Genomic DNA, 25348 nt, shown 5'->3' with positions numbered 1-25348 from the left:
GTCGGATAGCGTCAGGTCGAGGTGGGGGCGCTGCCCCCGCCGCGCGAAACGCGCGTCTCCCCCGCGGTATTTTTAACCAGAAAGAAGCCGGGTCGGGTTACAGATCGGCCAGGGCCGGACCCAGTTGCGGGTACAGCCACTCCCAAAGCGCAGGCGCGCCGCGTATGACTGGGACACCAACACGGTGTTCCATTTGCGTCAGCGTTACCTTGTAATCGCGCCAGGTACCGCCACCGTTGTTCAGGTTCAATACGGGCACCTGAAACCGGTCAACGGCCTTGGCGAATTGTGCATCCGCCGTTTGCGCTGCTTCGAATTCATCCCAGAGCGCGCGCAGTTGCTGTTCCTGGTCGTCTGGCAGCAACCCGAGCAGACGATCCGCTGCGGCCTGTTCAAGGGCCGCAACCGCATCGTGATCGACCTGTCCGTGGATCGGGTTATCCCCGGCGTCGATTTCGACAATGTCGTGAATCAGGAGCATTTGCAGTACGCGATCGTGATTTACATTGGGGGCGGCATATTCCTGCAAAACCCACGCATAGATCATGATGTGCCAGCTGTGTTCGCCCGAGTTTTCACGCCGCGACCCATCCGCAAGCCGCGAAGCACGGTAGATCTGTTTCAATTGATCCGCTTCGTTGAGGAAGTCCAGTCGCCTGCCAAATGGTTCGTCGCGCGGTGCCGCGGCCCCGGAGGGGTGTGTTCCGAGCAATCGACACGCATGGGCATGGGCGGCCGGGAATTCCTGACAAAGATTTGCCGCGCGCCCGCTGGTCAGATTGTCACGTACAATGGCGACATGATCTGAGGGGGGAGAGTCGGCGCAGAGCGTTTGAAAGATGGGCTGGCAGCGGTCCAGCGTCTTTGCAAATCGGGCAGTGTCGGTCCGGTCATCCTCGAATTCCTGCCACAGGGCCCGCAGGTTGGCCCCCTGTTCCGATGGCAAGAGCCCAAAGAGACGATCCGCCGCCTGTTGTTCTGCCTGTTGAACAGCGCTCCAATCCGTGTCCAGATGGATTGGGTGATCCCCAACGTCGATTTCCACCAGATCATGCAATAACAACATGCGCATGGCCCGCAGGGCATCAACGGCATCGCCAGAAAAGGGGGCCAGGATCAGGGCGTAAAGCGCCAGGTGCCAGCTGTGTTCGGCCGAGTTTTCCCTGCGAGATCCATCCAGCAGAAGATTGGCGCGGTCCACCGATTTCAGGCGGTCGCATTCCAGCAAAAAAGCGACCTGGGCGTCCAGCCGCGCAGTCACGGCTGTCCCTTGTTGGCGACGGATGCTTTGGCCGCGGCGATTTTCTTGTTCAGGAAACGCCGGGCGGTGCGCTCGGCCAATCGAACCCGAATTTCGGTCAGATAGGCCTCTTCGAGCGATTGAGACGCGGCTGCCAGAACGTCGCCGACTTCGACATACAGGCGATCTTCGCCGGTGGCGTCCATCACCTTGACGGTGTCTTCGGCCAGTTTGGCGGCCAGCGTTTCGATTGTGCCCATGGAATCAGCGGGTGTTTTCGGTCAAGCGCTGTTTGACGTAGGACGTCACATTGCCCACCATCGTATCCATGTGATCTCCCTGAAAGAAGTGGTCGGCGGCTTCGATTTCCTGGTGCGTGATGGTGATGCCCTTTTGTTCATGCAGCTTGTTGACCAGCGACACGGTATCGGCGGGCGGGGCCACCCGATCGGCCGCACCATTGATGATCAGACCCGAGCTGGGGCAGGGTGCCAGGAACGAAAAGTCGTACATGTTGGCCGGGGGTGACACGCTGATAAAGCCAGTGATCTCAGGGCGGCGCATCAACAGTTGCATACCGATCCAGGCTCCGAATGAAAACCCGGCCACCCAGCAATGTTTGGAATTGCTGTTCATCGACTGGAGGTAATCCAGCGCCGACGCTGCGTCGGACAATTCACCAATGCCCTGGTCATATTCACCCTGGCTGCGGCCCACGCCGCGAAAATTGAACCGCAACACGGTAAAGCCCATGTTGTAAAACGCATAATGCAGATTGTAGACGACCTTGTTGTTCATCGTTCCGCCGAACTGCGGATGCGGGTGCAGCACGATTGCAATGGGGGCGTCTTTTTCTTTTTGCGGATGATAGCGGCCTTCAAGGCGGCCTTCGGGTCCGGGAAAGATGACCTCGGGCATGGGGCGGTGGGTCCTGTCTCTTTTTCGGGAGGTGTGCGGGACATTCTTGACGAATACCCTAAGACACCTTAGAACGTTTCTAAATGGAGCCGTTACCGATTGATATCGGCCCGTCAGGGTGAGATACGCACTGATGGGCGTGAGGTCAATGTTTTCGCGCAAAATACCGGGTTCTAAAGGAAAACAAGATGAAGCTGTCGACAAAAGGTCGCTATGCCATGGTGGCGCTGGCTGATATCGCCTTGCAGCCACAGGATCATCTTGTAGCACTGGGCGAAATCTCCAGGCGGCAGGACATTTCGCTGCCCTATCTTGAGCAGTTGTTTGTCAAACTTCGGCGGGCCGAATTGGTTGAATCCGTTCGTGGTCCCGGTGGGGGGTACCGATTGGCGCGGTCTCCATCCGAAATTCGGGTTGTCGAGATTCTATCGGCGGTCGATGAAACTGTGGATGCGATGCACAAGGGGGCGGGGGCGACCGGAGCTTTGTCTGGCAGCCGGGCGCAATCGTTGACCAACCGTCTGTGGGAAGGGTTGAGCGCGCATGTATATGTGTTTCTGCATCAGACCCGCCTGTCGGATGTGATCAAGAATGATCTGGTTCCCTGTCCAGCCGTGCCAACCCTGTTTTCGGTGGTGGATGATTAAATGACGCAACTGACTTTGGCTGATGCGTGTAACTTTGGGCTGATGAAAAAGATGCATCCATGAAACGTGTTTACCTGGATCATAACGCCACGGCTCCGCTGCGCCCAGAGGCGCGCGCGGCAATGAATGCGGCCATGGACGTGGTAGGCAACCCATCTTCGGTGCATGCCGAAGGGCGTCAGGCCAAGGGTGTCATCGAACGCGCCCGCGCGCAGATCGCGGCCGCTTTTGGGGCCGATGGTGCGGATGTGGTGTTTGTGTCCGGGTCAACCGAAGGCGCATCTTTGGCCTTGTCTGGGCGAAATCTGCAGGGATCCCAGGTTGAACATGACGCTGTAAGAGCATGGATTGATGAAAGTTTATCCGTTTCACCGAACGGATCTGTTGAGGTGTCTGTTCCCAGCCAATCCACGGTGCAACTGGCCAATTCGGAAACCGGCATCATTCAGACGCTGCCCAATGGGTTGGCCGTGACGGACGCAACCCAAGCCTTTGGCAAGCTGCCTGTGGCATTCAATTGGTTGGGTGCCGAGATGGCGTTGATTTCTGCGCACAAGTTGGGTGGGCCCAAGGGAATTGGTGCGGTCGTCATCAAACGGGGCACTGATCTTGCCGCACAGATTCGCGGTGGCGGACAGGAAATGGGGCGCCGCTCTGGCACAGAAAACCTGATCGGGATCGCCGGCTTTGGCGCTGCGGCCGAGGCGGCCGCCCAGGACCTGGCCAATGGTGTCTGGGAAGAAGTGGCGCAGATCCGCGATAATATGGAGAATGCCCTTGTGGCTGGCGCTGATCAGACTATTTTTGTCGGGAAAGATCAGCCACGGCTCCCCAACACCTCGTGCTTTGCCACGCCGGGATGGAAGGGCGAAACCCAGGTGATGCAGATGGATCTGGCAGGATTTGCGATCAGCGCAGGATCCGCCTGTTCCAGCGGCAAGGTCCGGGCCAGCACGGTGCTGACTGCTATGGGATATGACATGACGACGGCCTCAAGCGCGATCCGCGTATCGCTGGGGCCGGGTATTTCGAATGATGATGTGCTGCGCTTTGCGGATGCGTGGCGCGCCAAGGAAAAGAAACATCGCGCCCGCGTGGCGTGAGTGCAGGAGACGAACATGGCCGCTTTGGACCAGACACAAGTGAAAGACGGCGTTGACCAGGATACCGTCGATGCCGTGCGCGAAGTTGGCGGAGCCTATAAATACGGCTGGGAAACCGAAATCGAGATGGAGTACGCCCCCAAGGGGTTGTCTCCGGATATCGTCAAGCTGATTTCCGAAAAGAACGAAGAACCCGAATGGATGACCGAATGGCGGCTGGCGGCCTATGAACGCTGGCTGCAAAAAGAAGAGCCGACCTGGGCGATGGTCGACTATCCGGAAATCGATTTCCAGGATCAGTATTACTATGCCCGCCCAAAATCCATGGAGGTCAAACCCAAGTCTCTGGACGAGGTCGATCCCAAATTGTTGGCGACCTATGAAAAGCTGGGTATTCCGCTGAAGGAACAGATGATCCTGGCCGGGGTCGAAGGCGCAGAAAATGCACCTGCCGAAGGGCGCAAGGTCGCGGTGGATGCGGTGTTTGATTCCGTCTCTGTCGGCACCACATTTCAGGCCGAATTGAAAAAGGCCGGTGTGATCTTCTGTTCGATCTCCGAGGCAATCCGCGAATACCCGGATCTGGTGCGCAAATACCTTGGCACCGTTGTACCGGTCAGCGACAATTATTATGCCACGTTGAACACGGCCGTGTTCTCGGACGGGTCATTCGTTTATGTGCCGCCAGGCGTGCGTTGCCCGATGGAGCTGAGCACCTATTTCCGCATCAATGCGGAAAACACCGGCCAATTCGAACGCACGTTGATCATCGCGGACAAGGGCAGTTATGTCTCTTATCTGGAAGGCTGTACCGCGCCCGCCCGTGACATTGCGCAGCTGCACGCCGCTGTTGTCGAGATCATCATCGAAGAAGACGCCGAGGTGAAATATTCAACTGTCCAGAACTGGTATCCGGGCGATGAAAACGGCAAGGGCGGGATTTACAACTTTGTCACCAAACGCGCCGATTGCCGGGGCGACCGGTCCAAGGTGATGTGGACCCAGGTGGAAACCGGATCCGCCGTGACCTGGAAATATCCGTCCTGCATCCTGCGCGGCGACGACAGCCAGGGCGAATTCTATTCGATCGCCATCGCCAACAACATGCAGCAGGCCGATACCGGCACCAAAATGGTGCATCTGGGCAAGAACACCAAATCGCGCATCGTTTCCAAAGGTATCAGCGCGGGCAAGGCCCAGAACACTTATCGTGGTCTGGTATCCATGCACCCCAAGGCGCAGAACGGGCGTAACTATACCCAATGTGACAGCCTGTTGATCGGCGACAAATGCGGGGCCCACACAGTGCCCTACATCGAAGTCAGGAACAATTCGGCCCGGGTTGAACACGAAGCGACCACATCCAAGGTGGATGATGACCAGCTGTTCTACTGCCGGTCACGCGGGATGGACGAAGAAGAAGCCGTCGCGCTGGTTGTGAATGGGTTCTGCAAGGAAGTGCTGCAGGCATTGCCGATGGAGTTCGCCATGGAGGCCCAGCAGTTGGTTGCCATTTCTCTGGAAGGGTCGGTGGGCTGACCCCGACGTGACCACCCATGCGTCCGGCCCTGTTGGCCGGGCGAACCAAGAATGAAAAGAAAGTCCCATGGCCAAGACCACGAAACAACTCTTGTCGCAGAAAATTGTTTCTTTTGCGCCCTTTGCCCTGCCGGTTCTTGGTGGGGTTCTGGGGGTTGTCTATGTGAATCTGACGCCAAAAGAGTTCAATAACCCGGTTCTATGGATTGGTATTGGGGCCATCGCTGGATGGCTTGTGTCGCGGATTGTTGTCAATCTGATCGGCCGAGTGCGGTGACAGGATGGCCAAAAACATGAGGTCAAGCGCATGAACCGGGAAGCGCCGCAACCCCGTAGCCAGAAGATGCTGGCACGCCGGGTGGAGTTTTTGCAATCGGTCATGTCTCCCCAGCGGAGACTGCGGATTGCCGACGTTGGCGCAAATCCGATCAATACACCAGATTATGACGGTCTGCTGAAACTCGGGGGCTGCGAGGTCTGGGGCTTTGAGCCCGAGCAATCCGCCTTTGATGCCCTGACCCAGGATCCGGTGCCCAACACCCACTATCTGCAACGGGCTATCGGGCGGACCGGCCAGGGTACATTCTATCCGCATCCGCAATCTGGGCTGGGGTCCTTGTATCCGATCCGGCAAGAGTCCGTCTCGTTTCTGGGCAAACCCGGGTGGCACAAGGGGGATGTGGACGGCATCGAGATTGCGTTAACTGCACTGGATGATCTCAGTGATGAAGAGCTTCCCAAGCCGGATGTTTTGAAAATTGATATCCAGGGCGGAGAGTTGGATGTTTTTCAATCCGGGCGTCAAAAGATGTCCCAAGCTGTCAGTGTCATTCCCGAAGTGCGGTTCTATCGCATGTATGAAGGAGAACCCTTGTGGGGTCCTGTGGATGTCGAGCTGCACGATCAAGGCTATGTGTTGCATAAATTGGTCTTCGCCAAATCCACTGTTGTTCAAAACTCACAGCGCAAGCGGATGAAAAACGCCGTGTTCCGGAACCAATTGATAGATGGCGACGCCGTATACATTCGCAATCCCGAAACCATTGACGATTGGAGCGACGAACAGATCAAACAGCTGGCCATGGCGTCGGCCTGTGTCTTTGGAAGCTTTGATCTGACCGTTTTCTGTCTTGATGCGCTGGTGGACCGCGAAGTTGTGGATCCCCAGGCACCTGGCCAATTTCTGGACAAATTACCTCCTTGGATGTTTGCGGAGAACTGACATGATCATTACAACCACCCCATCCGTCGAAGGCTATCAGATTGCCGAGTACAAAGGCATCGTCGTGGGCGAAGCCATTATGGGGGCCAATGTGGTGCGGGACGTATTTGCGTCGATCACTGATATCGTTGGTGGGCGGTCCGGAGCCTATGAAAGCAAGCTCGAAGATGCCCGCGAAACCGCGTTGGCAGAACTGGAGGACCGTGCCCGTTCCAAGGGGGCGAATGCAGTGGTCGGAGTAGATCTGGATTACGAAGTGGTCGGTCAGTCGATGCTGATGGTGTCGGCCAGCGGAACTGCGGTGGTTCTGGGCTGATCATGGATGCGGTGGCTGGACATAACACGCCGTTACGGCTGTTCTGGTGGAAAGGTGTGGCCAATTTTGGCGACGCCCTGAGCCAGATTGTTGTGGCGCATGCATCGGGCCGCGATGTTGTCCATTCCGGTATCGGCGGGGCCGACCTGGTTGCGGTGGGGTCGATCATCCAGATCGTGCGCCGCAAATTCGCCAATGGCGGTACCGGTCGCCCGGTCATCTGGGGCAGCGGGGTGTTGCATCCCACACCCAAGGATTTTCTGGAACATGTTGATGTGGCTCTGGTACGCGGCCCGATTACGGCGGCGCTGTTGGGGTTGAAGACCGATCAGTTCGGCGATCCCGGTCTGTTGATTGCAGAGGCTTTGGGGGAGGCTCCGCAACCGACGGATCGTATCGGATTGGTGCCGCATCACAAACAGGTGGATGATCCGATCTTTGCGCGTTTGGTGCACGACCATGATCAGGTCGATTTGATCGACGTGCGCGCGGACGCGGCGACAGTCTGCCAACAAATCGCGCGCTGCCATCATGTCTTTGCGTCCTCGCTGCATGGGTTGATCACGGCAGATGCCTATGGGGTCCCGTCAACCTGGGCCGACCCGGGCGAAGAATCCCATCTGAAATACCACGATTACGCGGCCTCGGTCGGGCGCGCGATGATTGCACCAATAGATTGGGACACAATCCCGGACCACCTGAACACCTTGCCCGCGCGCGGCCCGCTGTCTTATGCGGCCGGTATCAAGCGCGCGCAGGCAGCACTTCACAATAGTTTTCCGGTGCAAATGCGCACCTCCACCTATGCGGGCGCGACCTGAACCGGCGCGCGACACAAGAGATAAGAGACGAGGAAAAAATGCTGGAAATCAAAAACCTGCACGTCAAACTTGAAGAAGAAGACAAGCAAATCCTGAAGGGTGTCGACCTGAAGGTCGAGGCAGGCAAAGTCCATGCCATCATGGGGCCGAACGGATCGGGGAAATCAACCTTGTCCTATGTTCTGTCCGGGCGCGGCGGCTATGAGGTCACAGAAGGCGAAGCCTCGCTGAGTGGTGTCGACCTGTTGGAACTGGAAGCGGAAGAGCGCGCAGCGGCCGGTCTGTTTCTGGCGTTTCAATACCCGGTGGAAATTCCCGGCGTCGGCAACATGACGTTTCTGCGCACTGCGGTAAACGCACAGCGCAAGGCGCGCGGCGAAGACGAACTTTCTGCCGCAGATTTTCTCAAGGAAGTGCGCGCCAAGGCCAAGACCTTGAAGATCGACGCCGATATGCTGAAACGCCCTGTCAATGTGGGGTTCTCGGGTGGCGAGAAAAAGCGTAATGAAATCCTGCAGATGGCGATGCTTCAGCCAAAGATGTGCATTCTGGACGAAACCGACTCGGGTCTGGATGTGGACGCGATGAAGCTGGTAGCGGAAGGTGTGAACGCGTTGCGTGACGAAGGGCGCGGGTTTCTGGTGATCACCCACTATCAGCGCCTTCTGGACCACATTAAACCGGATGTGGTGCACATCATGGCCAATGGCCGGATTGTCAAATCCGGCGGTCCTGAACTGGCTCTGGAAGTTGAAAACAACGGCTATGCCGACATTCTGGCCGAGGTGGCGTAAATGGCTTTGCCCGAACTGAAACAATCCGCGACGGATGCGCGGTTGAACGCATTGGCGCTGCCCCAGGGGGGATGCCTGAACGCCGCCCGTCAGGCCGCGCTGTCGCGGGTGCAGACCATGGGGTTGCCGTCGCGTCGCGACGAATACTGGAAATACACCCGTCCCGACACATTGGTTCAGCCCGATGTGATCCCGGCCGCGGTTTTCGACAATGACGAAGCGCCAATGTTCAACGATTTAGAACGTTTGCGTATCGTATTTGTCGATGGTGTCTTTGATCCGGAACAGTCCGATGATCTGGCCCTGGAAGGTGTGCGGATCGACCGTCTCGAAGATATCTGTTGCAAGGATATCCATTGGGCAAAAGACATCTATGGTGTGCTCGAAGCGCGTGGCCAATCGCCGGTGGAACGTCCACTGGCGGCCTTGAACACGGCCTTTGCCACGGATGGGGTTGCGATCCATGTGACCGGGTCTCCGTCCAAACCGATCAGCCTGATCTATGTCCACGAAGATGAAAAATCGGACGCGATCCTGCATCACGTGATCCGGGTCGAAGCCGGTGCCGAAGCGACCATTCTGGAGAATGGCCCCGCTGCATCGCGGTTCAACAAATGCATGGAAATCGACATTGCCGATACAGGCAAATTGCATTTGGTCCGCGCACAGGGCAGGGACCACGAACGTCGCGCTGCAACGCACCTGTTTGCGCGTCTGGGTCGGGAATCCGTGTTCAAATCCTTTACCCTGACCGTCAACGGCCAATTGACCCGCAACGAAGCGGTCATTGAACTGACCGGTGACGATGCCATTGCCCACATTGCTGGCGCTTGTGTCGGAGATGGTGATTTTCTGCATGACGACACGGTGTTCATCACCCATGATGCCGTGAATTGTGAAAGCCGTCAGGTTTTCAAGAAAGTACTGCGCAACGGTGCGACCGGCGTGTTCCAGGGTAAGATCCTGGTCAAGGAAGGCGCACAGAAGACCGATGGGTATCAGATCAGCCAATCACTGCTGTTGGATGATGACAGCCAGTTCCTGGCCAAACCCGAACTGGAAATCTATGCCGACGACGTGGCCTGTTCGCATGGCTCGACCTCGGGTGCGATTGACGACACGGCGCTGTTCTATCTGCGGTCACGCGGGGTTCCCCACAAGGAAGCCACCGATCTTCTGACCCTAGCATTCCTGGCCGAGGCTGTGGAAGAGATCGAAGACCGTGCTCTGGCCGCTGATATTGTGGACCGCCTCGAAGGCTGGTTGACCAGGCGGCGCTGATGCCGGTTACATCGGATATCACCGCGACGTACCGCGGGCCGCGCCGGGTTGTGGCGCGGCTGCTGGGCATGGGACAGCGCGAAGATCGCCTGTTGGCTTTTGTGATGGGCGGCTGTGTGCTGCTGTTCTTTGCGCGCCTTCCGGCTTTGGCGCGCGAAGCCCATCTGGAGGGCACCGACAAGAACATGCTGATGGGCAGCGCTTTGCTGGCCCTGGTGTTCATGTTGCCGCTGATCCTGTATTTCCTCGCATGGATCACCCATGTGCTGGTGCGATTGATCGGCGGCAAGGGGGCTTCGCACCATGCCCGCCTGGCGCTGTTCTGGGCTTTGCTGGCGGCCAGCCCTTTGGCGCTGTTGCATGGGCTGATCGCAGGCTTCATTGGCCCTGGACCGGGACAACAGGCCGTGGGCATCCTGTGGGCGGCATTCTTTTTCTGGTTCTGGGTCAGCGGCATGATCCAAGGGTATTGGACGGCCAACTCATGACACCGCAGGACATCCGAAACCTGATCGTTTTGACCCTGCGCAGCCCGGCGGCGGCGGCGCAACAGATCCTGTTGATGAACCTGGGTCGCGAAGTGCTGTGGACAGCCCTGTTTCTTGCAGCTGTGGTCAACACCTTCTTTCTGACCTTTCAAAAGATGATCATGGACCCTGGTGCGGATGCGGATCTGCCGATCATGTTTGCCTCGCCTGGTGTCTATTTCGCCATTGTGGCCGGCGGGCAGGTATTGTTCATTTACGCGCTGTATCTGGTCGGCGGGATGTTCAGGGGCACCGGCTCCTTGAACCAGGTCATGGCGCTGATGGTCTGGTTGCAACTGCTGCAGGTCGCAGCCCAGGCAATCGTCGTTGGATTGTCACTGTTTGCGCCGCCGTTGGCCGTGATCCTGCATATGGCGGGGGTGGTCTACGGGCTTTACATTCTGGTGCATTTCATTGATCAGGCGCATCAGTTGAAATCAATGGGACGGGCTGCTGCCGTTCTGAGCATGACACTGGTTGTTCTGGCTGTTGCGCTTTCTCTTCTCGTCGCCCTGACCGGGCGCTACTGATTGGAATGTCTCATGTATGACATCGACAAGATCCGCTCCGATTTCCCCATCCTGTCGCGACAGGTGCATGGCAAGCCGCTGACCTATTTGGACAATGGTGCATCGGCCCAAAAACCGCAGGTGGTGATTGACGCAATCACACGGGCCTACGGCGAAGAGTATTCCAATGTTCACCGTGGGTTGCACTATCTTTCTAATCTATCAACAGAACGATACGAGGCGGTGCGTGGCACGATTGCCAAATTCCTGAATGCAGCAGATGAGGATCACATTGTCCTCAATTCCGGCACCACCGAGGGCATCAATCTGGTGGCGTACGGCTGGGCTATGCCTCGGTTCGAGGCGGGCGATGAGATCGTGTTGTCGGTGATGGAACACCACGCCAATATCGTCCCCTGGCATTTCCTGCGTGAACGTCAGGGGGTGGTGTTGAAATGGGTGGATGTTTCTGATGATGGCAGCCTGGATCCGCAAGCGGTTCTTGACGCGATCGGCCCCAGAACCAAACTGGTCGCGGTCACCCAATGCTCCAATGTTCTAGGCACTGTCGTTGACGTCAAATCCATTACCCAAGGGGCCCATGCCAAGGGCGTCCCGGTATTGGTTGATGGCTCGCAGGGGGCGGTGCATATGCCCGTCGACGTGCAGGATATCGGGTGTGATTTCTATGCGATCACGGGTCACAAGCTGTATGGTCCGTCCGGGTCCGGTGCGATCTATATTCGCCCTGAACGCATGGCCGAAATGCGTCCCTTTATCGGGGGGGGTGACATGATCAAGGAAGTCAGCAAGGATCAGGTCATCTATAACGATCCTCCGATGAAATTCGAAGCCGGTACACCGGGGATCGTCCAGACCATTGGTCTGGGGGTGGCTCTGGAGTACATGATGGCGTTGGGGATGGACAATATCGCCGCGCATGAGGCGTCTTTGCGCGATTACGCATTGGAACGTCTGACCGGCATCAATTGGTTGAACGTGCAGGGCACTGCCGCGGGTAAGGCCGCGATTTTCTCCTTTACCCTCGAAGGCGCAGCCCATGCCCATGACATTTCGACCATCTTGGACAAAAAGGGTGTCGCAGTGCGGGCGGGGCATCATTGTGCAGGCCCGTTGATGGATCATCTGGGAGTCACGGCTACCTGTCGCGCCTCTTTTGGTCTGTATAACACCAAACAAGAGGTGGACACGCTGGTCGATGCGCTGGAATTGGCACACGATCTGTTTGGGTAACTGGAATTTTCCCGACAAACCTCGGTTTTTCCGATTGCGGCACACCGGGGTTTATTCTATAGCCCTTGCCACAGGCACCTGTAGCTCAGCTGGATAGAGCGCTGCCCTCCGAAGGCGGACTCAGGCTTGGTTAAGGTACTGAATACATTGACTAAACGGCTTCCAGTGTCCGGTCAGTGTCTAGAATAACAAGAGCGCACCCATAGCTCAGCTGGATAGAGTGTCGCCCTCCGAAGGCGAAGGTCGAAGGTTCGAATCCTTCTGGGTGCGCCATTATTCCCCATACGTGTGTTGTGTTTGCGACCGGATCGGTCTTCACCCGCAACCCAAACCGTGCCAGGCTGCACCGGCATCGTGCGGGTTTTCCTATTGCCGCCAAGCGGTGCGCGCGGCCCGAAACCGCTTGTCACGGGGCGGGCCGCAGATCATCCCGATATACACATGCGTCACGGTTCGATGCAGCCCGGTTTCTAGGCTAGCTCAGCGGCACTCAAAGGCGAAAACGTGACCCCGGCCCATAGTAGATACGAATGGCTTGCATTTGGGCAGCGGGCGAAAGCTTACTGCGCCCTAGGCGGGCTTCTGCTGTGCGCAGATAACGGAGTTTGCAAAGTTACACGAACCGCCCACAGCAGTCATTCAAGACAGACGCAGCGGAGGTCGGCTCCCAACCCCAAGCAGACATAACGTTTCGGCAAGTCGGACGAAAATCGGACTATCGCTATGTCCGCTGAAAACCTTGCATAGTTCGTCAAAGCAGACCTTCGAGCCTACCGTTGAGGAACCCTACTTGGAGCGCTCAATTGCTCTGCAAGCTGGTCAAACACCAACCGGATCCTTCGTGCAGTATGCAGCTCCGAATGCGTGGCGAGCCAGATCGGAAATTTGAACGGCTCTCGACCGGGAAGCACCCTTTCAACGCCGGGGGTCATCGCAGCGACATCGTCAGACATAACACTCACCCCCAAGCCTTGCCGCACCATCTCCCATGAAACGATCCCGGATTTTGACCCTATCCGAAAGTTCTGCGCGGTGACCGGAATGCCCGCTGGATTGAGAAAGCCAATTATCGTAGCCACGTCTCCAAAACTAACAAAATCCAGCTTTGCGAGTTCAGTTTCCGTTTTGGGGCGCCCGACCTGGTCGAGGTACGAAGGGGTCGCGTAAAAATGGGCCGTCGCTTCGGCCACCAGTTTCGCTATCAGGTTCGGTTGAGTTGGGCGCACATGTCTGATGGCAATGTCAGCCTCGCGCCTTTGTATGTCGCGAAGATCATTCGTTGCGACGACATCGATCTCCAAGCGTGGAGCCGCCAAACGAATTTGCTTAAGGATGGGCGGAAGTTGATAGGCGGACATAACATCTGATGCGGTAATCTTGACTTGCCCGTCAATGGTATTTGACTGGCTTGTCGCGGTTAGTGAAATTCGGTTCGCAACTTCAGCCATCTCCTGCACATGTACCAACAAATCTGCTCCGGCGCTGGTCAGGTTCAGTGATTTTCCAACCCGCTCAAAAAGAGTTATTCCAAGTGACCGCTCCAGTGCCGCAACTTGGCGGCCCACCGTCGGCTGGGTTTGCTCAAGCACACGTGCAGCTGCCGAGAACGACCCCTTTTCGGCCGTCGCTAGGAAGGAGCGCACCTGGTTCCAGTCAAAGTTGATAGCTTTCCAGTTCATGCGTTTATGCATAATGCTTCTGCAGATAAAGGCAATTCCCTTCAAATTCGTTTGATCATACAAGTACTAAAATCGCGTGATAAGAAAGAAACTCTCAATGGCTGCACTATCCAAAGACGTCGCGTTCTGGAGCAAAATTTCTCGCAAGTATGCCGCAAGTCCAATCCGGGACATGGACGGGTATCTGATGACCCTTGAGCGCACAAAATCCCACTTGAAGTCCGAAGATAAAGTGCTGGAAATTGGCTGCGGCACAGGTTCGACAGCACTGCTGATCGCACCACATGTAGCCCACATCACGGCTACAGACCTCTCTTTAGGAATGATCGAGATCGCCAATGAAAAACTCGTACGCGAAAGTGTTGGAAACGTCACATTCAAAGTGGCTGAAGTTTTAGACCATTCTTCTGACGACGTATCTTACGATGCGGTCCTAGCGCACAATTTGCTTCACCTTTTACCAGCGCTCGATAGCGCTCTTGAATACATATCTTCACTGATAAAACCAGGTGGACTTTTTATCTCAAAAACCGTTTGCGCCCCAGAGCACGGCGGCTTCAAATACGCAATGATTAGTAAAGTTGCGATCCCTTTTATGCAGGCCATTGGAAAGGCGCCGTTTGTTGACTTTATAACTGCGGAAACCCTTGAGCGAAAAATGAACGGCGTAGGTTTCGATATCGTTGAGAAAACGGATAAAATCGGGATGTTTACAAGCCGCTATATTGTTGCGCGTAAGTCTTAGTCGCGTCGGGTGGCGATCCGGTGTGATTGGCAGAGTTCTGCAAAGCGCTCTTTCTGCGCATAACCGCCTTCGATACCCATCAGAGGACGGACCTTCTGGTCAGTTGAGAGCCATCAAGGCGGTGAGGTCTGCTTGCGGCCCAGACCAGACTTCTACCATGTCGTCAATCGCTGCGGCGCAGCTTTCGCATTGCTGCCGTTCATGCACAGCGCAGCATTTCCACCTCGGCAATGACTGGGTCGCGGACAAAACACCGGGACACTGACGGTTTTCGCATCTGTTGGCGAGTCAGGGGCACAATGCACTTTCTCTTAACTTTCCTAATCAACCTATATCCAGCGCGCCAATATCAATAAGATGGGCTAAATCATGCGGCAAAACACTATCGACCATCGTCGCCACCTGCACAAATTCATCACCGCCTCCGTTTTCATCTATACCGACTACAAGGGCTGAGCCTGAGGTTGTAAGGCTGACGAATTCGTCGAGTGTGTCTGTCAGCGGATCGAAACCAACCAAGAGCTGCGAGATTTCAAGGCTGTCACCTTCCTCGGAACTGAAACCCCAAATCGCAACATCGACACCGCCTAGATCATTGAAAATGAACTGATCGGCAAGACCGCGCTGCGCAACCAGAGTTTCTTGTGAACCATTGACCACAACGACCCGATCATACTCCAGCCTTGAGCCTGTGACGAAGGAAGCAGCAGAAACTGCGCTATCGTGATCATCGCCTCCGGCTTGTGGCCCTAGCTGCACAGCTACAACCGCCGGGAGAACAATATCGCGGCCTTCAGTTTCGGCCTCAAAATCGCTGTCCGAGCGTTCGGTTGGCTCAACTGGTGCCGCATTGTGATCATCAAGGTCGTTTTCACCAGCATCCGGCGGGGTTCCGGGGGCAGACGGCGGAATCGGAGTGCCGGGCGTTGCATCCACAAGGCGTCCGTCACCCAGTATAGGTTCGTTGTTTTCAGTTTCTGGTAGAACTGGTGCATCCAGGTCATCGGCGTCATCATCGCCGACATCGTTAGTTCCGCCGCTATTGTTTGGAGGAACAACAGGACCTGGCACCGCACCCCCAGCCCGACCGTCAGAGTGTTCAGGAAACGTCGCAGTATCGTCTTCGTGACGGCCGTCTTCCAGTGGTGATGGCGGAGGCACCACAGGCGCAACGACGTCACTGTCGTCTACGATCACAGCTTCGCCTTCGGCGCTTTCGATCTGCTCAAGCGTCCCAAACCCGTCAACATAAGTTACTTGAACCGTGATGGCACTCCCGACGTCTCCGGGTTGGATTTGATACGAACCGCCCGTCATACCTGGAATCGGCGTTTCACCCCGGATCCACTGAAAGGTGAACGGACCAAGCCCGTCGAGGTCAGAAATACCTGAAATTTCAATGGCAAGCGTCGACCCAATGCTTGGGTCTCCCTGAACTACCGGAGCACCTGTTGGCGCAATGTTGAGAACGCCTTCTAGTGTGTACGATGTCCCATCTGCAAAGGTGATTGTACGATTGCCATCAACATCTCTGGAAAAGACGGCATTTTGTAACTCCGCAGTGGTCAAGTTTGAGGTATCGAGAAAGTCGACCCCAATCACAAAATCGGTGATTATGTTTTGACCACCACCCTCTAGACGAAGAACAAACGTGTCAGCACCTTCACCGCCAGCAAGAACATTATTACCTTCGCCCCCGTCTAGGGTATCGTTGCCACCACCGCCATCTAGCGTGTCATCCCCAGCCCCGCCGAAAAGGCTGTTTTCGTCAAAATAACCGATAATGCAATCAGCACCGGCAGTGGTTTGCGCGTCTAAGACAATCTGACGGATATCTGCTGTTGTTACGGTATCGATGCCATATTCACGGATGATGCTGATCGTATCAACCCCGCCGAATTGCCCCAACCCATTCGTCAGCGTGATCGTTTCTTCCGTGCGACCGATGCCGGCTACTGGTGCGCTCAACGAATTGTCTTCATGGACAATTGTGATCACTAGATCATTAGGATCAAATGGCGACACCGAAAGGGTAATGGATTGTTCAAGAATCGCATCGGCAACAATACCGGTGAAATCTATCGTAATGTTATATCCTGTGGTGATCTCTTGTAGTGTGCTGACACCGTCGTCACCGATTTGAGAGACATTGAAAACTAGCTGGTCATTTGTGCCCCCCGCCAGTGCAAAATGTTCATCAACGGCACTAGAAGAAAAGGTGTCGTTGCCTGTCGTGCCCGCAAAAATTATTTGGGTCTGGATCCCATGGCTTGCAACGAAGGTCACAAAATTCAGTGAGCCGTCAGTGTCGTCCGCGTTGTTGTCAAACGACTGATCTGCAAAATGTATCTGATCGTAGCTGCCAAAGTCGACAATACTCAGACTGTCACCGCCTAAACTGAAAGTAGCATGATTCGGATAGGTCGGATCAAGCAGTACTTGTCCATGGCCGAGGTCCGTAAAGTCTGTCGATGAGAAACCGGTAAGGTCGAGTACATTCTGAGGTTCAGTAGCGTCGGGAAACACCGTCACATGCCCATCGCCGACTTCGAAAGAAAAAACACCAAATATATAGCCGGAAGCAGATGTCATCAAAAAAACCTCATCGGCCCACGTTAATTGAAGGTAAATGTATAGCGCAAGTGCAGCTTAGCCAGTGTTTTGCCTTTTTGGCACTGGCTGGTTCAGTGGAACGGGTGCGGCAGACGCATCTTAGAAGCGGGAACGGAAAGGTTCAGCATAGTCATTATCTAAGATAACATGGACACACTGGCTAACGTACCGGGAGCCGACATTTAGTCAATATGCAGCATCGGACACTTGGGCTCGCAGCCGCCATGCGGTGTTGCGGTATTCCCCTTGGTCTCGCCGCAATCTGAATGTCCGCTCCCTTGATGCTGGATCGATCAGCGTGCGTCTGCGGAGAAAGGCAGCTCTCCGCCCGAGGTGTTGGATGATCATGTCCGCTTCGGGCTGCCTGCAGCCATCCGCACCTGGTGCAGCGAACGGCAGGTGTGAGCCCTTAGCCGACGTTGATCTCAGGCCAGGTTTTGTGACCTTCGCAAAGCTCAGATCCTTCCGAAACAAGCCAAAATTGGTAAATGCAATTGGGTTCCATCACAGGAATCTTGCAGCGGGGCATGTTTTTCTTATTTGTTTTGAAAATCAGAGTTCAGTCTTTAAGAAGAAACAGTTCGACCACTTTGACGGAGATGTAAAAGCCATGAAAGAAGCTACAATTGCGTTTGCAGCAATTCTTGCCGGAACAACTTGGTTTGCTTCCCAAACGATTGCGCAGAACGATGCGCTGACGTCCGAGCTTTCGACACAGGAAAAGATGGTTCATCGCCGCGCTGTGGAAACCGCTGTCTGGGCGATGCCGCTGACGAACGCAATTGCGATGAGAGATGGTTTTGCAGAGGTAGGCTGTAATTACAACGTTGTCTGCTATTTCTCCAAGATCCAAGACTATAGGGCAGCGGTGACAACTCCAAATGATACGACGCCCTATGTGATGGCGTTTTGGAACATCGCTGACGGCCCCGTAATGATCGAAGTACCGCCCACGGAAGGTGACCTCGGGCTTTGGGGCACACTAATGGACATTTGGCAGCGTCCCCTTGCCGACGTCGGTGCAAAAGGACGGGACAAAGGCGCTGGTGCTAGCTACCTCATAGTGCCTGAAGGATACGACGGGGAAACGTTTGGTGCGGATTATGTCCTGCCTCAAACAACGTTGAACGGTTATACACTCTTACGACCGATTATTCCCGATGCCTCACCCAGCTCATTGGCCGCGGCGGAAGAGTTCACCAAAAAACTGAAAATCTTTGACCCTGAGCAACCCGCACAAACCCAGTACTTGGATGTACAGGGAATGGATATTGACGGTGTCGTAGAGTTCGATCGCTCGCTATTTGTACTGATTGATGAGTTTGTTCAGAGCGAAAACCTTGAAGAGCGAGATGCCGTTGCACTTGGGATGTTGCGCCGCTTGGGAATTGAAAAGGGGCGAGAGTTTACGCCCACCGAGCGCGAGCTTGAGATCCTCGATCATGCTGCAAATGAAGCGAAAGTTTTTCTGCAAGAAGCCTACTTCGACAATCACTCTGAGAAACAGGAAATGGGGAATGGATGGACTGTTCTAACCCCAGCGACTTCCTATGAAACGACATTTAGTTGGCTCTTGGACTCTGGTGCGATTGCACTTGATGACCGTGGCAGCTCGTTCTTTGCATTTTACACGTCTGCTGAAGAGTTCAACCTGACGGCACCCCCCACGATGTATTTGCTGACCAGCAGGGACGCTGACGACGAACGCCTCGATGGAGGAACGACCTATAGTCTGGTTGTTCCACCTGATGTGCCGGTAAGTCAGTTCTGGTCGGTTTTGGTCTATGATTTTGAGGATGCAACTTTTCTTGACGGCTTGGAAAAGTATGGGGTCGCGTCGACAGAGGAGCTTGAAGTCAACGAAGATGGCAGTGTACGTGTCGTCTTCGGCCCCGAATTACCAGACGGCGTTTCGCAATCGAACTATGTGCCCACAGCCACTGGAGGCGGGTGGTTTCCATACTTTCGCTTCTACGGCCCTGGTGAAGCACTGTTCAGCGGTGACTACCAACTGCCTAAGATCGAAAAGCTTATCGAGTAGTCAATTTATGTCATGGACATTGCGACACCGTTTTCGAGCATAACAGATCCAATAGATGATAGTCGGGAAATCGGGATACTTGGTCTCGCGCAATTTTGCGCGAAGTTCGACCGCTTAGTCTTGGGACATAGTGGGCAGCAAATGACTGCTTCGTCCCGCGGTGCGGTCGCTACCCACAAGTGACAGTAATGTCCGCTTTGGGCTGCGAACAGACGTTCTGGGCCAACACCAGCCGCACTGATCCACGCCCAGGATGCTGTTCTGGCCGTCAATGGCTGCTGTGCGCAGGTAGTGAACTTTGCAAAGTTTGGTTCACCAGGCGTTCCGGATGAACCGGAACGGCCCAAACCTACCTTTCATTTGAGTATGTTTTGGTGGAATACAGTTTAGGCAAAGCTGCCGTTCGTCTTACATGCAGCTTTCTTTATGTTTAAGCGAGCTTGCATATGTGTATGCTTCGCTTAAACTGAAAAACAACCCTCAACATCTGGAAAAATCTATGGCCAATACCGACGAACTTGGCTTGATGCGGTTGCGTGACCCAAATGAGGCCGCTGGTTTGGCTATAAGATTACTCGCGGGCGAGTCTCCGTTTCGGGAGATGCCGCTGGGGATGTCGGCAGGTACCATGCTGAATGCGATTGATCGCGATCATTACGCTTTTGCCAGGCGTGGGGATCGGGCGGTTGGGTTCACCTGCTGGATGTTCACCGATGTGGCCACCGCGGAAGCATGGATGCATGAAGGTACCCCTTTGGGTGCAGACGCTGCCAATGAGGATGGTGCGGCAGCAATAGTACTTGCAGTCCAGGCTATTGATGCGAAGGTGACACGTTTCTTGCTCCATGCACTCCGCGATATTGAATTGGCTGAGCGAAGTGTGTGTTATTTTCTGCGCGATTATGGGCCTGATAAACCCCGCCGCTTAGTGCGACTGGTGCGGCCTGTGTCGCGGGGTCGGAGCCCTGCTTCTTGATGTTTTGAGAATTGGTTGAGCTTGCAATATATCACTCATCTTTGAAGCGTCCCAGTTGGGGCGGAGGGGTAAAGTATTCTATTTATTAGAAATTCCTGCGATTTGGTTAGGTAAACCCCAGCATGTGTGCTAGCTAACATTTACGTTGATTTATTTGAAATTTTTATGATCCGTGGGGGATTTTTCATGCCGATCATTACTACCACACCTGTCGATGGCGGCGCGACCACTGATTATCTTGTGGGCAGCGGCACAACTGGGCCGAACCATGTGCAAAACGGTAATGGCGGTAATGATCTGTTGTTGGGGGATTACGGCAATGTCCTCACGGATGCGGATCACACAGCGAACCGCCGCGCTAATGTGGCGTATAATATTGACGCGAGCGCGAACTGGTACACCGAAGATAACCCCCTGATCACCGACAGCTCTGTGCCTTATACAACGCTTCATATGGAGGGTTCGTTTGATGCAGAATTCTTTACGGTTACCGTTGGGGCGAATGAAACAATCACCCTTGATATAGATTTTGCAAACTTTAACACACGCGCCTCAATTGGCCATATTGATGCCGGTGGTAATTTTGTCCGATTAGCCACGAATCTGAGTGATGGCCTTCTTTTCCAAACGGGTGATGATGGTGTCGTCGATGACCCACTTCGGTTCAGTGAGGACGATAGTTATCTGTCTTATGTAAATACAAGCGGATTTACGACGCTTGCTATTGAAATTAAACAATCGGGTAATGGCACTGGCAATATCGACCCCGGCGATGAGACTTTGCTGAATGTGTCTGTGACCAATCATGTGGCCACGGGTACTGTTGCTGACTTTAACGTTGGCAATGATGAACAATATGGTGGCGACGGCGACGATCACATCTATGGGTTTGGTGGCGACGACACGCTGTTTGGCGACGCTGGTAACGACTATTTGGATGGCGGCGCTGGTCAAGACACTCTGATGGGTGGCGCAGGGAACGACACTCTTATCGGGGGTGAAGGGCATGATACAATTGATGGTGGCACTGGTGCAGACACTCTGACAGGTGGCCTGGGAAATGATACCTACATCATTGATAACGTAGGGGATGTTATCAACCAACTGGCGAGCGAAGGGCTTGATTCAGTTCACGCTTCTATTAGCTACACGCTTGGGGATAATCTGCAAAATCTGACACTGACAGGTACTGCTGATATCAACGGCACAGGGAATACGCTGGGCAATACCGTCCGTGGCAACTCAGGTAACAACACGCTGGATGGCGGGGGTGGTGTTGATCGCCTGATTGGTGGTGCCGGTAACGATGTGTACATTGTAGACAACGAAACCGATGCGTCGATTGAACGTGTAGATGAGGGCCATGACACGGTTCTGTCCACGGTAAACTACACTCTGGGTGTTGGCGTCGAAGACCTGATCATGCAGGGCACAGGCAATTTGTCTGGCACGGGCAATGCCCTGAACAATTTCATACAAGGCAACAGCGGTAACAACTCGCTTGATGGCGGTGTTGGGGCCGATACATTGTCGGGGCAAGATGGCGATGATGTTTATGTCGTCGATAACATCGGTGATGTGCTGACAGAGTTGCAGGATGAGGGAACCGATCAGGTAAATGCTTCTGTTACTTACATCCTTGATAATAATGTTGAAAACCTGTTGCTGACAGGCACTGACAACATTCAGGGTACAGGCAATACGTTAGACAATAGAATTGACGGCAATGCAGGGGCAAATGCCCTGAACGGCGGAGCTGGCAATGACACCATAAACGGTGGTGCAGGTACTGACACGGCCATATTTGCAGGAACTTTAGCAGCTGCCACCATCACCCGTTCAGGCGATACGACAACTGTTACTTCTGCCGACGGTATTGATATCCTGACGGGGATCGAACATCTTCAGTTTACCGACCAAACCATTTTCAACCTAGATACCCAACCCGCTGATATTCTGGTCACGACATTTAATGATGTAGTCGATGCCACTGATGGGCTGATCAGTCTGCGTGAAGCTGTGACTATGGCGAATGCAGCGTCCGCCCCTACGATCATTGAGTTGGGAGAGGGGATCTATAATTTAACGCTTAGTAATAGTACGAGAGGTCAATTTTTACATAGAGGGATATTTGCGGATGGACCTGCCAATCTGGATTTGGGCGATCTTGATATCACTGGAGATATCACAGTTCGTAACGCAGAAGATGCCGAAGTTACAATTTTGAATGGAATGGAAAACAGGGCGCTTCATGTGCATTCTGGCGCAGAACTGACTTTGGATGGTCTGACTGTTTCTGCCACTGATAGGTCTTTAACTGATAGGTTAGCAGCCCAAAATGGCGGAGCTTTGTTGAACGAAGGCGGTACGGTCAATATTTCCGAGGTCATTTTCGAGAATATTGAAATGGATTCTGAATATCTTTATAGAGAAGATGTCACCAATAAAAGCGATGTAACTGCAAGCTTTCAACCCAGCGAAGGTGGAGCCATTTATAACCAATCTGGTGTTATTGATATCGATCAATCGCAGTTCAATGGTAACGCGGCTAGTCTTGGAGGTGCCATTTTCGCAGAAGGTGGGGTGGTAACCATCGACGCTACCACTTTTGACGGAAACGAACGCTACCCCACTTATCTCGGAGAAAAGACGCACAGTGTTTTTGGTAAAGGACTAGATTTAATTACTAGAAATGGCGATGGTGCTGCAATTTATTCAACGGGTACTGCACAGATTGACATATTGGCCAATTCCAATGGCCAATCCACAGCCACCACGTTCACAAACTCAACGGGCACTGATATTGTTTCTTTTTCTGACGGTGACAGTCCCGTTGTCAATTTGGACTCTACAATTGTTGCAACGTCTGCGGGTTTTCCTAGGGTCGCAGCGTCCAATTCTGTCAATACGGTTGGTTTAAGCGTCTCAAGCATGACAGAACCGAACGCTGTGCTGACCCTTTTGGAAGGGTTGGATTTATCGCTAGCGGATTTGGGAAACTCAGACTTTGCACTGGGTGATAATGCTGTACTGTCTCAGGCTGCGGGCGAAATCGTTCTGCAACTGGCGAATGCGCGATTGGTCATCACGGGGAGTGATCTGGCTTTTGCCGCTGATCCGCTCAGTTTAAGTTTAGCCGATATTATCGCAGCGGCTGAGGGAACTGTTGACGGTATCACCTTGATGGATGTGACAGGCACGACGACAACTGCCACACTGACGGGTGTTGCGGGTACTTTAAGCGATGTGGTGACACGGTTGGGAGCCGTCAACGATACAGCCGAGGCCTCTTCAATTGGCGATCTGTTCGCGACGCAAGTGGTGCAGACGGGGTCTGGTGGCAATGATACGTTGGTCGGTACCGCTGGTGTTGATAGCCTGACGGGCGGCGGCGGTGACGATCAAATCGAAGGTCGCGCTGCTGCGGATCGCCTGTTGGGCGAAGGCGGCAGCGATACGCTTTTGGGCGGTCTGGGCAATGACATCCTGAGCGGCGGCGATGGAGCGGATCGCCTGTTGGGCGAAGGCGGCAGCGATACGCTTCTGGGCGGTCTGGGCAATGACAGCCTGAGCGGCGGCGATGGAGCGGACAGCTTTGTGGTTGAAAACGGCATGGGCGACGATGTCGTAAGCGACTTTGTGCTGGGAACGGATAGTCTCGACTTCTCGGCGCTGACGACGGCAGAACGCGAAGCGGTGACTTTCTCGGGGAATGGCAGCGGTCACTTGGTGGTTACTTTGGGCGACGGATCAACGATGACAATGACCGGAGTCGCCCGGAACGCAGAGCCCACCGGTACGCCAACGATCACAGGTACGCCAACTCAGGGCGAAACCCTGACAGCGGACACAACGGCAATCGCTGATCTTAATGGGTTGGGTGAGTTCAGCTATCAATGGCAGCGCGATGGTGTGAACATTGACGGTGCGACCAGTGAGACCCTGGAATTGGCTCAAAGTGATGTTGGTGCAGTGATGACTGTACAGGTCAGTTATACCGACGCTTTCGGAACCGATGAAAGTGTCACCAGCGCTGCGACAGGTTTGGTGATGAACGTCAATGACACGCCGATCGGTGGGGTGTCGATCAGCGGCACAGCAACCCAAGGTCAGAGCCTGAATGCAGTGACGACATCACTTACGGACGGCGATGGTCTGGGCGGATTGTCGTATCAGTGGCAGCGAGATGGTTCAGATATCTCCGACGCGACGGGCAACAGCTATACCCTAACTCAGGCTGATGTGGGAGCTGAGATCGCCGTAGTAGTGTCCTACACGGACGGTCATGGCACCAATGAAAGTATTACTAGCGCCGTAAGAGCTGTGGACCTGACCCGATTTGGAACGCCCGACGCAGATACTTTGCATGGTACCGAAGGTAATGACACCATTAGTGGCCTAAACGGTAGTGATCGTTTGACCGGCAATGGTGGCAATGACAGCCTGCTAGGAGGTGATGGCAATGACACACTGAACGGCGGGGACGGGGATGATTTCATCTTTGGTGGTGATACTGAGGCGGACCTGCGCGACGTGATCTTTGGCGGTAATGGCAACGACAGCATCGATGCGGGCGCTGGTAACGACCTGGTGTTCGGTCAGGGCGGTAATGACACCATTGCTGGCGGTGCCGGTGTCGATGAGCTGCAGGGCCAGGATGGCGATGACGTCATCACCGGATCGGCCTTTTCGGATCTGGTGTTTGGTGGCGCCGGGAATGATTTCGTTAACGGCGGTTTTGGCCATGATCGGATCAATGGCGGTGACGGGGCCGACAAGTTCTTTCATGTCGGTGTGGAGGGTCATGGGTCGGACTGGATCCAGGATTATGCCGCCGCGGACGGTGATGTGCTGCTGTTTGGCGACGCAACCGCATCGGCAGATGATTTCCAGGTCAATTTCACCAGTACCGATGGTGCAGGCGATGCCAGCGTAAGTGAAGCCTTTGTAATCTTTAAGCCGACCGAACAGATCATATGGGCGCTAATTGACGGCGCTGATCAGGATGAGATCAACCTGAGAATCGGCAGCGAGATGTTTGACTTACTTGCTTAGGTGAAAGTGAGGCCTGCGAGGCTTTTGTCTACAGGCCACATTGTGTCCAACAAAGGGGCGAGTGGTGA

The 25348-nt window shown here is 54.5% G+C and carries 21 protein-coding genes and 1 tRNA gene; 17 read left to right on the top strand and 5 right to left on the bottom strand.

Translation table 11 applies throughout. The features are described from left to right. Positions 1–97 precede the first annotated feature (97 nt). The 3 genes from QEZ52_RS12765 to QEZ52_RS12755 are packed head-to-tail and all read right to left on the bottom strand — an operon-like array spanning position 98 to position 2158. Positions 98–1261 carry an HD domain-containing protein gene (locus QEZ52_RS12765; RefSeq protein WP_406644735.1) on the bottom strand — a complete coding sequence of 388 codons (1164 nt, stop codon included), beginning with the start codon at positions 1259–1261 and terminating at the stop codon, positions 98–100. Beyond that, the gene (locus QEZ52_RS12760) at positions 1258–1500 is read right to left on the bottom strand and encodes a hypothetical protein (protein ID WP_406644734.1); all 243 of its coding nucleotides are present in this window, start codon (positions 1498–1500) and stop codon (positions 1258–1260) included. Before QEZ52_RS12760 ends, QEZ52_RS12765 begins: the two co-directional genes overlap by 4 nt. A 4-nt stretch (positions 1501–1504) precedes the next feature. After that, positions 1505–2158, bottom strand: coding sequence for an alpha/beta hydrolase (locus QEZ52_RS12755; RefSeq protein ID WP_406644733.1), 654 nt, complete (start codon positions 2156–2158; stop codon positions 1505–1507). Positions 2159–2346: 188 nt separating this feature from the next. On the opposite strand from QEZ52_RS12755, the gene QEZ52_RS12750 reads away from it, so the two are divergent. From QEZ52_RS12750 to QEZ52_RS12690, 13 genes are all read left to right on the top strand, one after another. After that, positions 2347–2805 carry an Rrf2 family transcriptional regulator gene (locus QEZ52_RS12750; RefSeq protein WP_406644732.1) on the top strand — a complete coding sequence of 153 codons (459 nt, stop codon included), beginning with the start codon at positions 2347–2349 and terminating at the stop codon, positions 2803–2805. A 59-nt stretch (positions 2806–2864) separates the two neighbouring features. Then, a complete protein-coding gene (locus QEZ52_RS12745; protein ID WP_406644731.1) occupies positions 2865–3908 on the top strand; it encodes a cysteine desulfurase family protein in 1044 nt (347 codons plus the stop codon). A 15-nt stretch (positions 3909–3923) separates the two neighbouring features. Then, positions 3924–5447: a Fe-S cluster assembly protein SufB gene (gene sufB / locus QEZ52_RS12740; protein WP_406644730.1), complete on the top strand. Its 1524-nt coding sequence runs from the start codon at positions 3924–3926 to the stop codon at positions 5445–5447. A 67-nt stretch (positions 5448–5514) separates the two neighbouring features. Beyond that, positions 5515–5724 carry a hypothetical protein gene (locus tag QEZ52_RS12735; protein ID WP_406644729.1) on the top strand — a complete coding sequence of 70 codons (210 nt, stop codon included), beginning with the start codon at positions 5515–5517 and terminating at the stop codon, positions 5722–5724. Positions 5725–5754: 30 nt separating this feature from the next. Beyond that, positions 5755–6669 (top strand): FkbM family methyltransferase, encoded by a 915-nt coding sequence (locus QEZ52_RS12730; protein WP_406644728.1) that lies wholly within the window; start codon positions 5755–5757, stop codon positions 6667–6669. A gap of 1 nt (position 6670) precedes the next feature. Next, the gene (locus QEZ52_RS12725; protein ID WP_406644727.1) at positions 6671–6985 is read left to right on the top strand and encodes a YbjQ family protein; all 315 of its coding nucleotides are present in this window, start codon (positions 6671–6673) and stop codon (positions 6983–6985) included. A gap of 2 nt (positions 6986–6987) precedes the next feature. Further along, positions 6988–7806, top strand: a complete 819-nt coding sequence (locus QEZ52_RS12720) for a polysaccharide pyruvyl transferase family protein (RefSeq protein WP_406644725.1) — start codon at positions 6988–6990, stop codon at positions 7804–7806. Positions 7807–7844: 38 nt separating this feature from the next. Further along, the gene (sufC, locus tag QEZ52_RS12715) at positions 7845–8600 is read left to right on the top strand and encodes an ABC transporter ATP-binding protein (protein WP_406644724.1); all 756 of its coding nucleotides are present in this window, start codon (positions 7845–7847) and stop codon (positions 8598–8600) included. Next, positions 8601–9881, top strand: a complete 1281-nt coding sequence (locus QEZ52_RS12710) for a SufB/SufD family protein (RefSeq protein WP_406644723.1) — start codon at positions 8601–8603, stop codon at positions 9879–9881. Beyond that, positions 9881–10369, top strand: coding sequence for a YIP1 family protein (locus QEZ52_RS12705; RefSeq protein ID WP_406644722.1), 489 nt, complete (start codon positions 9881–9883; stop codon positions 10367–10369). Before QEZ52_RS12710 ends, QEZ52_RS12705 begins: the two co-directional genes overlap by 1 nt. Continuing rightward, positions 10366–10938, top strand: a complete 573-nt coding sequence (locus QEZ52_RS12700; RefSeq protein ID WP_406644721.1) for a Yip1 family protein — start codon at positions 10366–10368, stop codon at positions 10936–10938. Before QEZ52_RS12705 ends, QEZ52_RS12700 begins: the two co-directional genes overlap by 4 nt. A 12-nt stretch (positions 10939–10950) precedes the next feature. Further along, complete coding sequence (locus QEZ52_RS12695) at positions 10951–12171, top strand: cysteine desulfurase (RefSeq protein WP_406644720.1); 1221 nt, start codon at positions 10951–10953, stop codon at positions 12169–12171. Positions 12172–12367: 196 nt separating this feature from the next. Further along, positions 12368–12444, top strand: a tRNA-Arg gene (locus tag QEZ52_RS12690). Between the two features lie 497 nt (positions 12445–12941). Here QEZ52_RS12690 and QEZ52_RS12685 read toward each other — a convergent pair. Further along, entirely contained in the window at positions 12942–13862 is a 921-nt protein-coding gene (locus tag QEZ52_RS12685) for a LysR family transcriptional regulator (RefSeq protein WP_406650458.1), read from the bottom strand. Positions 13863–13947: 85 nt separating this feature from the next. On the opposite strand from QEZ52_RS12685, the gene QEZ52_RS12680 reads away from it, so the two are divergent. Then, entirely contained in the window at positions 13948–14595 is a 648-nt protein-coding gene (locus QEZ52_RS12680) for a class I SAM-dependent methyltransferase (RefSeq protein ID WP_406644719.1), read from the top strand. A gap of 324 nt (positions 14596–14919) precedes the next feature. Here the strand turns inward: QEZ52_RS12680 and QEZ52_RS12675 are convergent, their stop codons facing one another. Next, positions 14920–17187 (bottom strand): type I secretion C-terminal target domain-containing protein, encoded by a 2268-nt coding sequence (locus QEZ52_RS12675; protein ID WP_406644717.1) that lies wholly within the window; start codon positions 17185–17187, stop codon positions 14920–14922. Between the two features lie 361 nt (positions 17188–17548). On the opposite strand from QEZ52_RS12675, the gene QEZ52_RS12670 reads away from it, so the two are divergent. From QEZ52_RS12670 to QEZ52_RS12660, 3 genes are all read left to right on the top strand, one after another. After that, positions 17549–19249, top strand: a complete 1701-nt coding sequence (locus QEZ52_RS12670; RefSeq protein WP_406644716.1) for a DUF1214 domain-containing protein — start codon at positions 17549–17551, stop codon at positions 19247–19249. Between the two features lie 412 nt (positions 19250–19661). After that, the gene (locus QEZ52_RS12665) at positions 19662–20225 is read left to right on the top strand and encodes a hypothetical protein (protein WP_406644715.1); all 564 of its coding nucleotides are present in this window, start codon (positions 19662–19664) and stop codon (positions 20223–20225) included. Positions 20226–20411: 186 nt separating this feature from the next. After that, positions 20412–25280 carry a beta strand repeat-containing protein gene (locus QEZ52_RS12660; RefSeq protein ID WP_406644714.1) on the top strand — a complete coding sequence of 1623 codons (4869 nt, stop codon included), beginning with the start codon at positions 20412–20414 and terminating at the stop codon, positions 25278–25280. Positions 25281–25348 lie beyond the last annotated feature (68 nt).

Source organism: Aliisedimentitalea scapharcae, assembly GCF_045277565.1.
Classification (GTDB): Bacteria; Pseudomonadota; Alphaproteobacteria; order Rhodobacterales; family Rhodobacteraceae; genus Aliisedimentitalea; species Aliisedimentitalea scapharcae.
The sequence above is the reverse complement of the archived record's forward strand: the minus strand, read 5'-3'. Positions and strand labels throughout refer to the sequence as shown.

Excerpts from the sequence above, each read along its gene's own strand:
- QEZ52_RS12735 (WP_406644729.1), top strand. The coding sequence starts at position 5,515 with ATGGCCAAGACCACGAAACAACTCTTGTCGCAGAAAATTGTTTCTTTT.
- QEZ52_RS12685 (WP_406650458.1), bottom strand. The coding sequence starts at position 13,862 with ATGCATAAACGCATGAACTGGAAAGCTATCAACTTTGACTGGAACCAG.
- sufB (WP_406644730.1), top strand. The coding sequence starts at position 3,924 with ATGGCCGCTTTGGACCAGACACAAGTGAAAGACGGCGTTGACCAGGAT.
- QEZ52_RS12705 (WP_406644722.1), top strand. The coding sequence starts at position 9,881 with ATGCCGGTTACATCGGATATCACCGCGACGTACCGCGGGCCGCGCCGG.
- QEZ52_RS12730 (WP_406644728.1), top strand. The coding sequence starts at position 5,755 with ATGAACCGGGAAGCGCCGCAACCCCGTAGCCAGAAGATGCTGGCACGC.
- QEZ52_RS12755 (WP_406644733.1), bottom strand. The coding sequence starts at position 2,158 with ATGCCCGAGGTCATCTTTCCCGGACCCGAAGGCCGCCTTGAAGGCCGC.
- QEZ52_RS12745 (WP_406644731.1), top strand. The coding sequence starts at position 2,865 with ATGAAACGTGTTTACCTGGATCATAACGCCACGGCTCCGCTGCGCCCA.
- QEZ52_RS12710 (WP_406644723.1), top strand. The coding sequence starts at position 8,601 with ATGGCTTTGCCCGAACTGAAACAATCCGCGACGGATGCGCGGTTGAAC.
- QEZ52_RS12700 (WP_406644721.1), top strand. The coding sequence starts at position 10,366 with ATGACACCGCAGGACATCCGAAACCTGATCGTTTTGACCCTGCGCAGC.
- QEZ52_RS12660 (WP_406644714.1), top strand. The coding sequence starts at position 20,412 with ATGCCGATCATTACTACCACACCTGTCGATGGCGGCGCGACCACTGAT.
- sufC (WP_406644724.1), top strand. The coding sequence starts at position 7,845 with ATGCTGGAAATCAAAAACCTGCACGTCAAACTTGAAGAAGAAGACAAG.
- QEZ52_RS12670 (WP_406644716.1), top strand. The coding sequence starts at position 17,549 with ATGATCATGTCCGCTTCGGGCTGCCTGCAGCCATCCGCACCTGGTGCA.
- QEZ52_RS12760 (WP_406644734.1), bottom strand. The coding sequence starts at position 1,500 with ATGGGCACAATCGAAACGCTGGCCGCCAAACTGGCCGAAGACACCGTC.
- QEZ52_RS12675 (WP_406644717.1), bottom strand. The coding sequence starts at position 17,187 with ATGACATCTGCTTCCGGCTATATATTTGGTGTTTTTTCTTTCGAAGTC.
- QEZ52_RS12725 (WP_406644727.1), top strand. The coding sequence starts at position 6,671 with ATGATCATTACAACCACCCCATCCGTCGAAGGCTATCAGATTGCCGAG.
- QEZ52_RS12680 (WP_406644719.1), top strand. The coding sequence starts at position 13,948 with ATGGCTGCACTATCCAAAGACGTCGCGTTCTGGAGCAAAATTTCTCGC.
- QEZ52_RS12720 (WP_406644725.1), top strand. The coding sequence starts at position 6,988 with ATGGATGCGGTGGCTGGACATAACACGCCGTTACGGCTGTTCTGGTGG.
- QEZ52_RS12695 (WP_406644720.1), top strand. The coding sequence starts at position 10,951 with ATGTATGACATCGACAAGATCCGCTCCGATTTCCCCATCCTGTCGCGA.
- QEZ52_RS12665 (WP_406644715.1), top strand. The coding sequence starts at position 19,662 with ATGCAGCTTTCTTTATGTTTAAGCGAGCTTGCATATGTGTATGCTTCG.
- QEZ52_RS12750 (WP_406644732.1), top strand. The coding sequence starts at position 2,347 with ATGAAGCTGTCGACAAAAGGTCGCTATGCCATGGTGGCGCTGGCTGAT.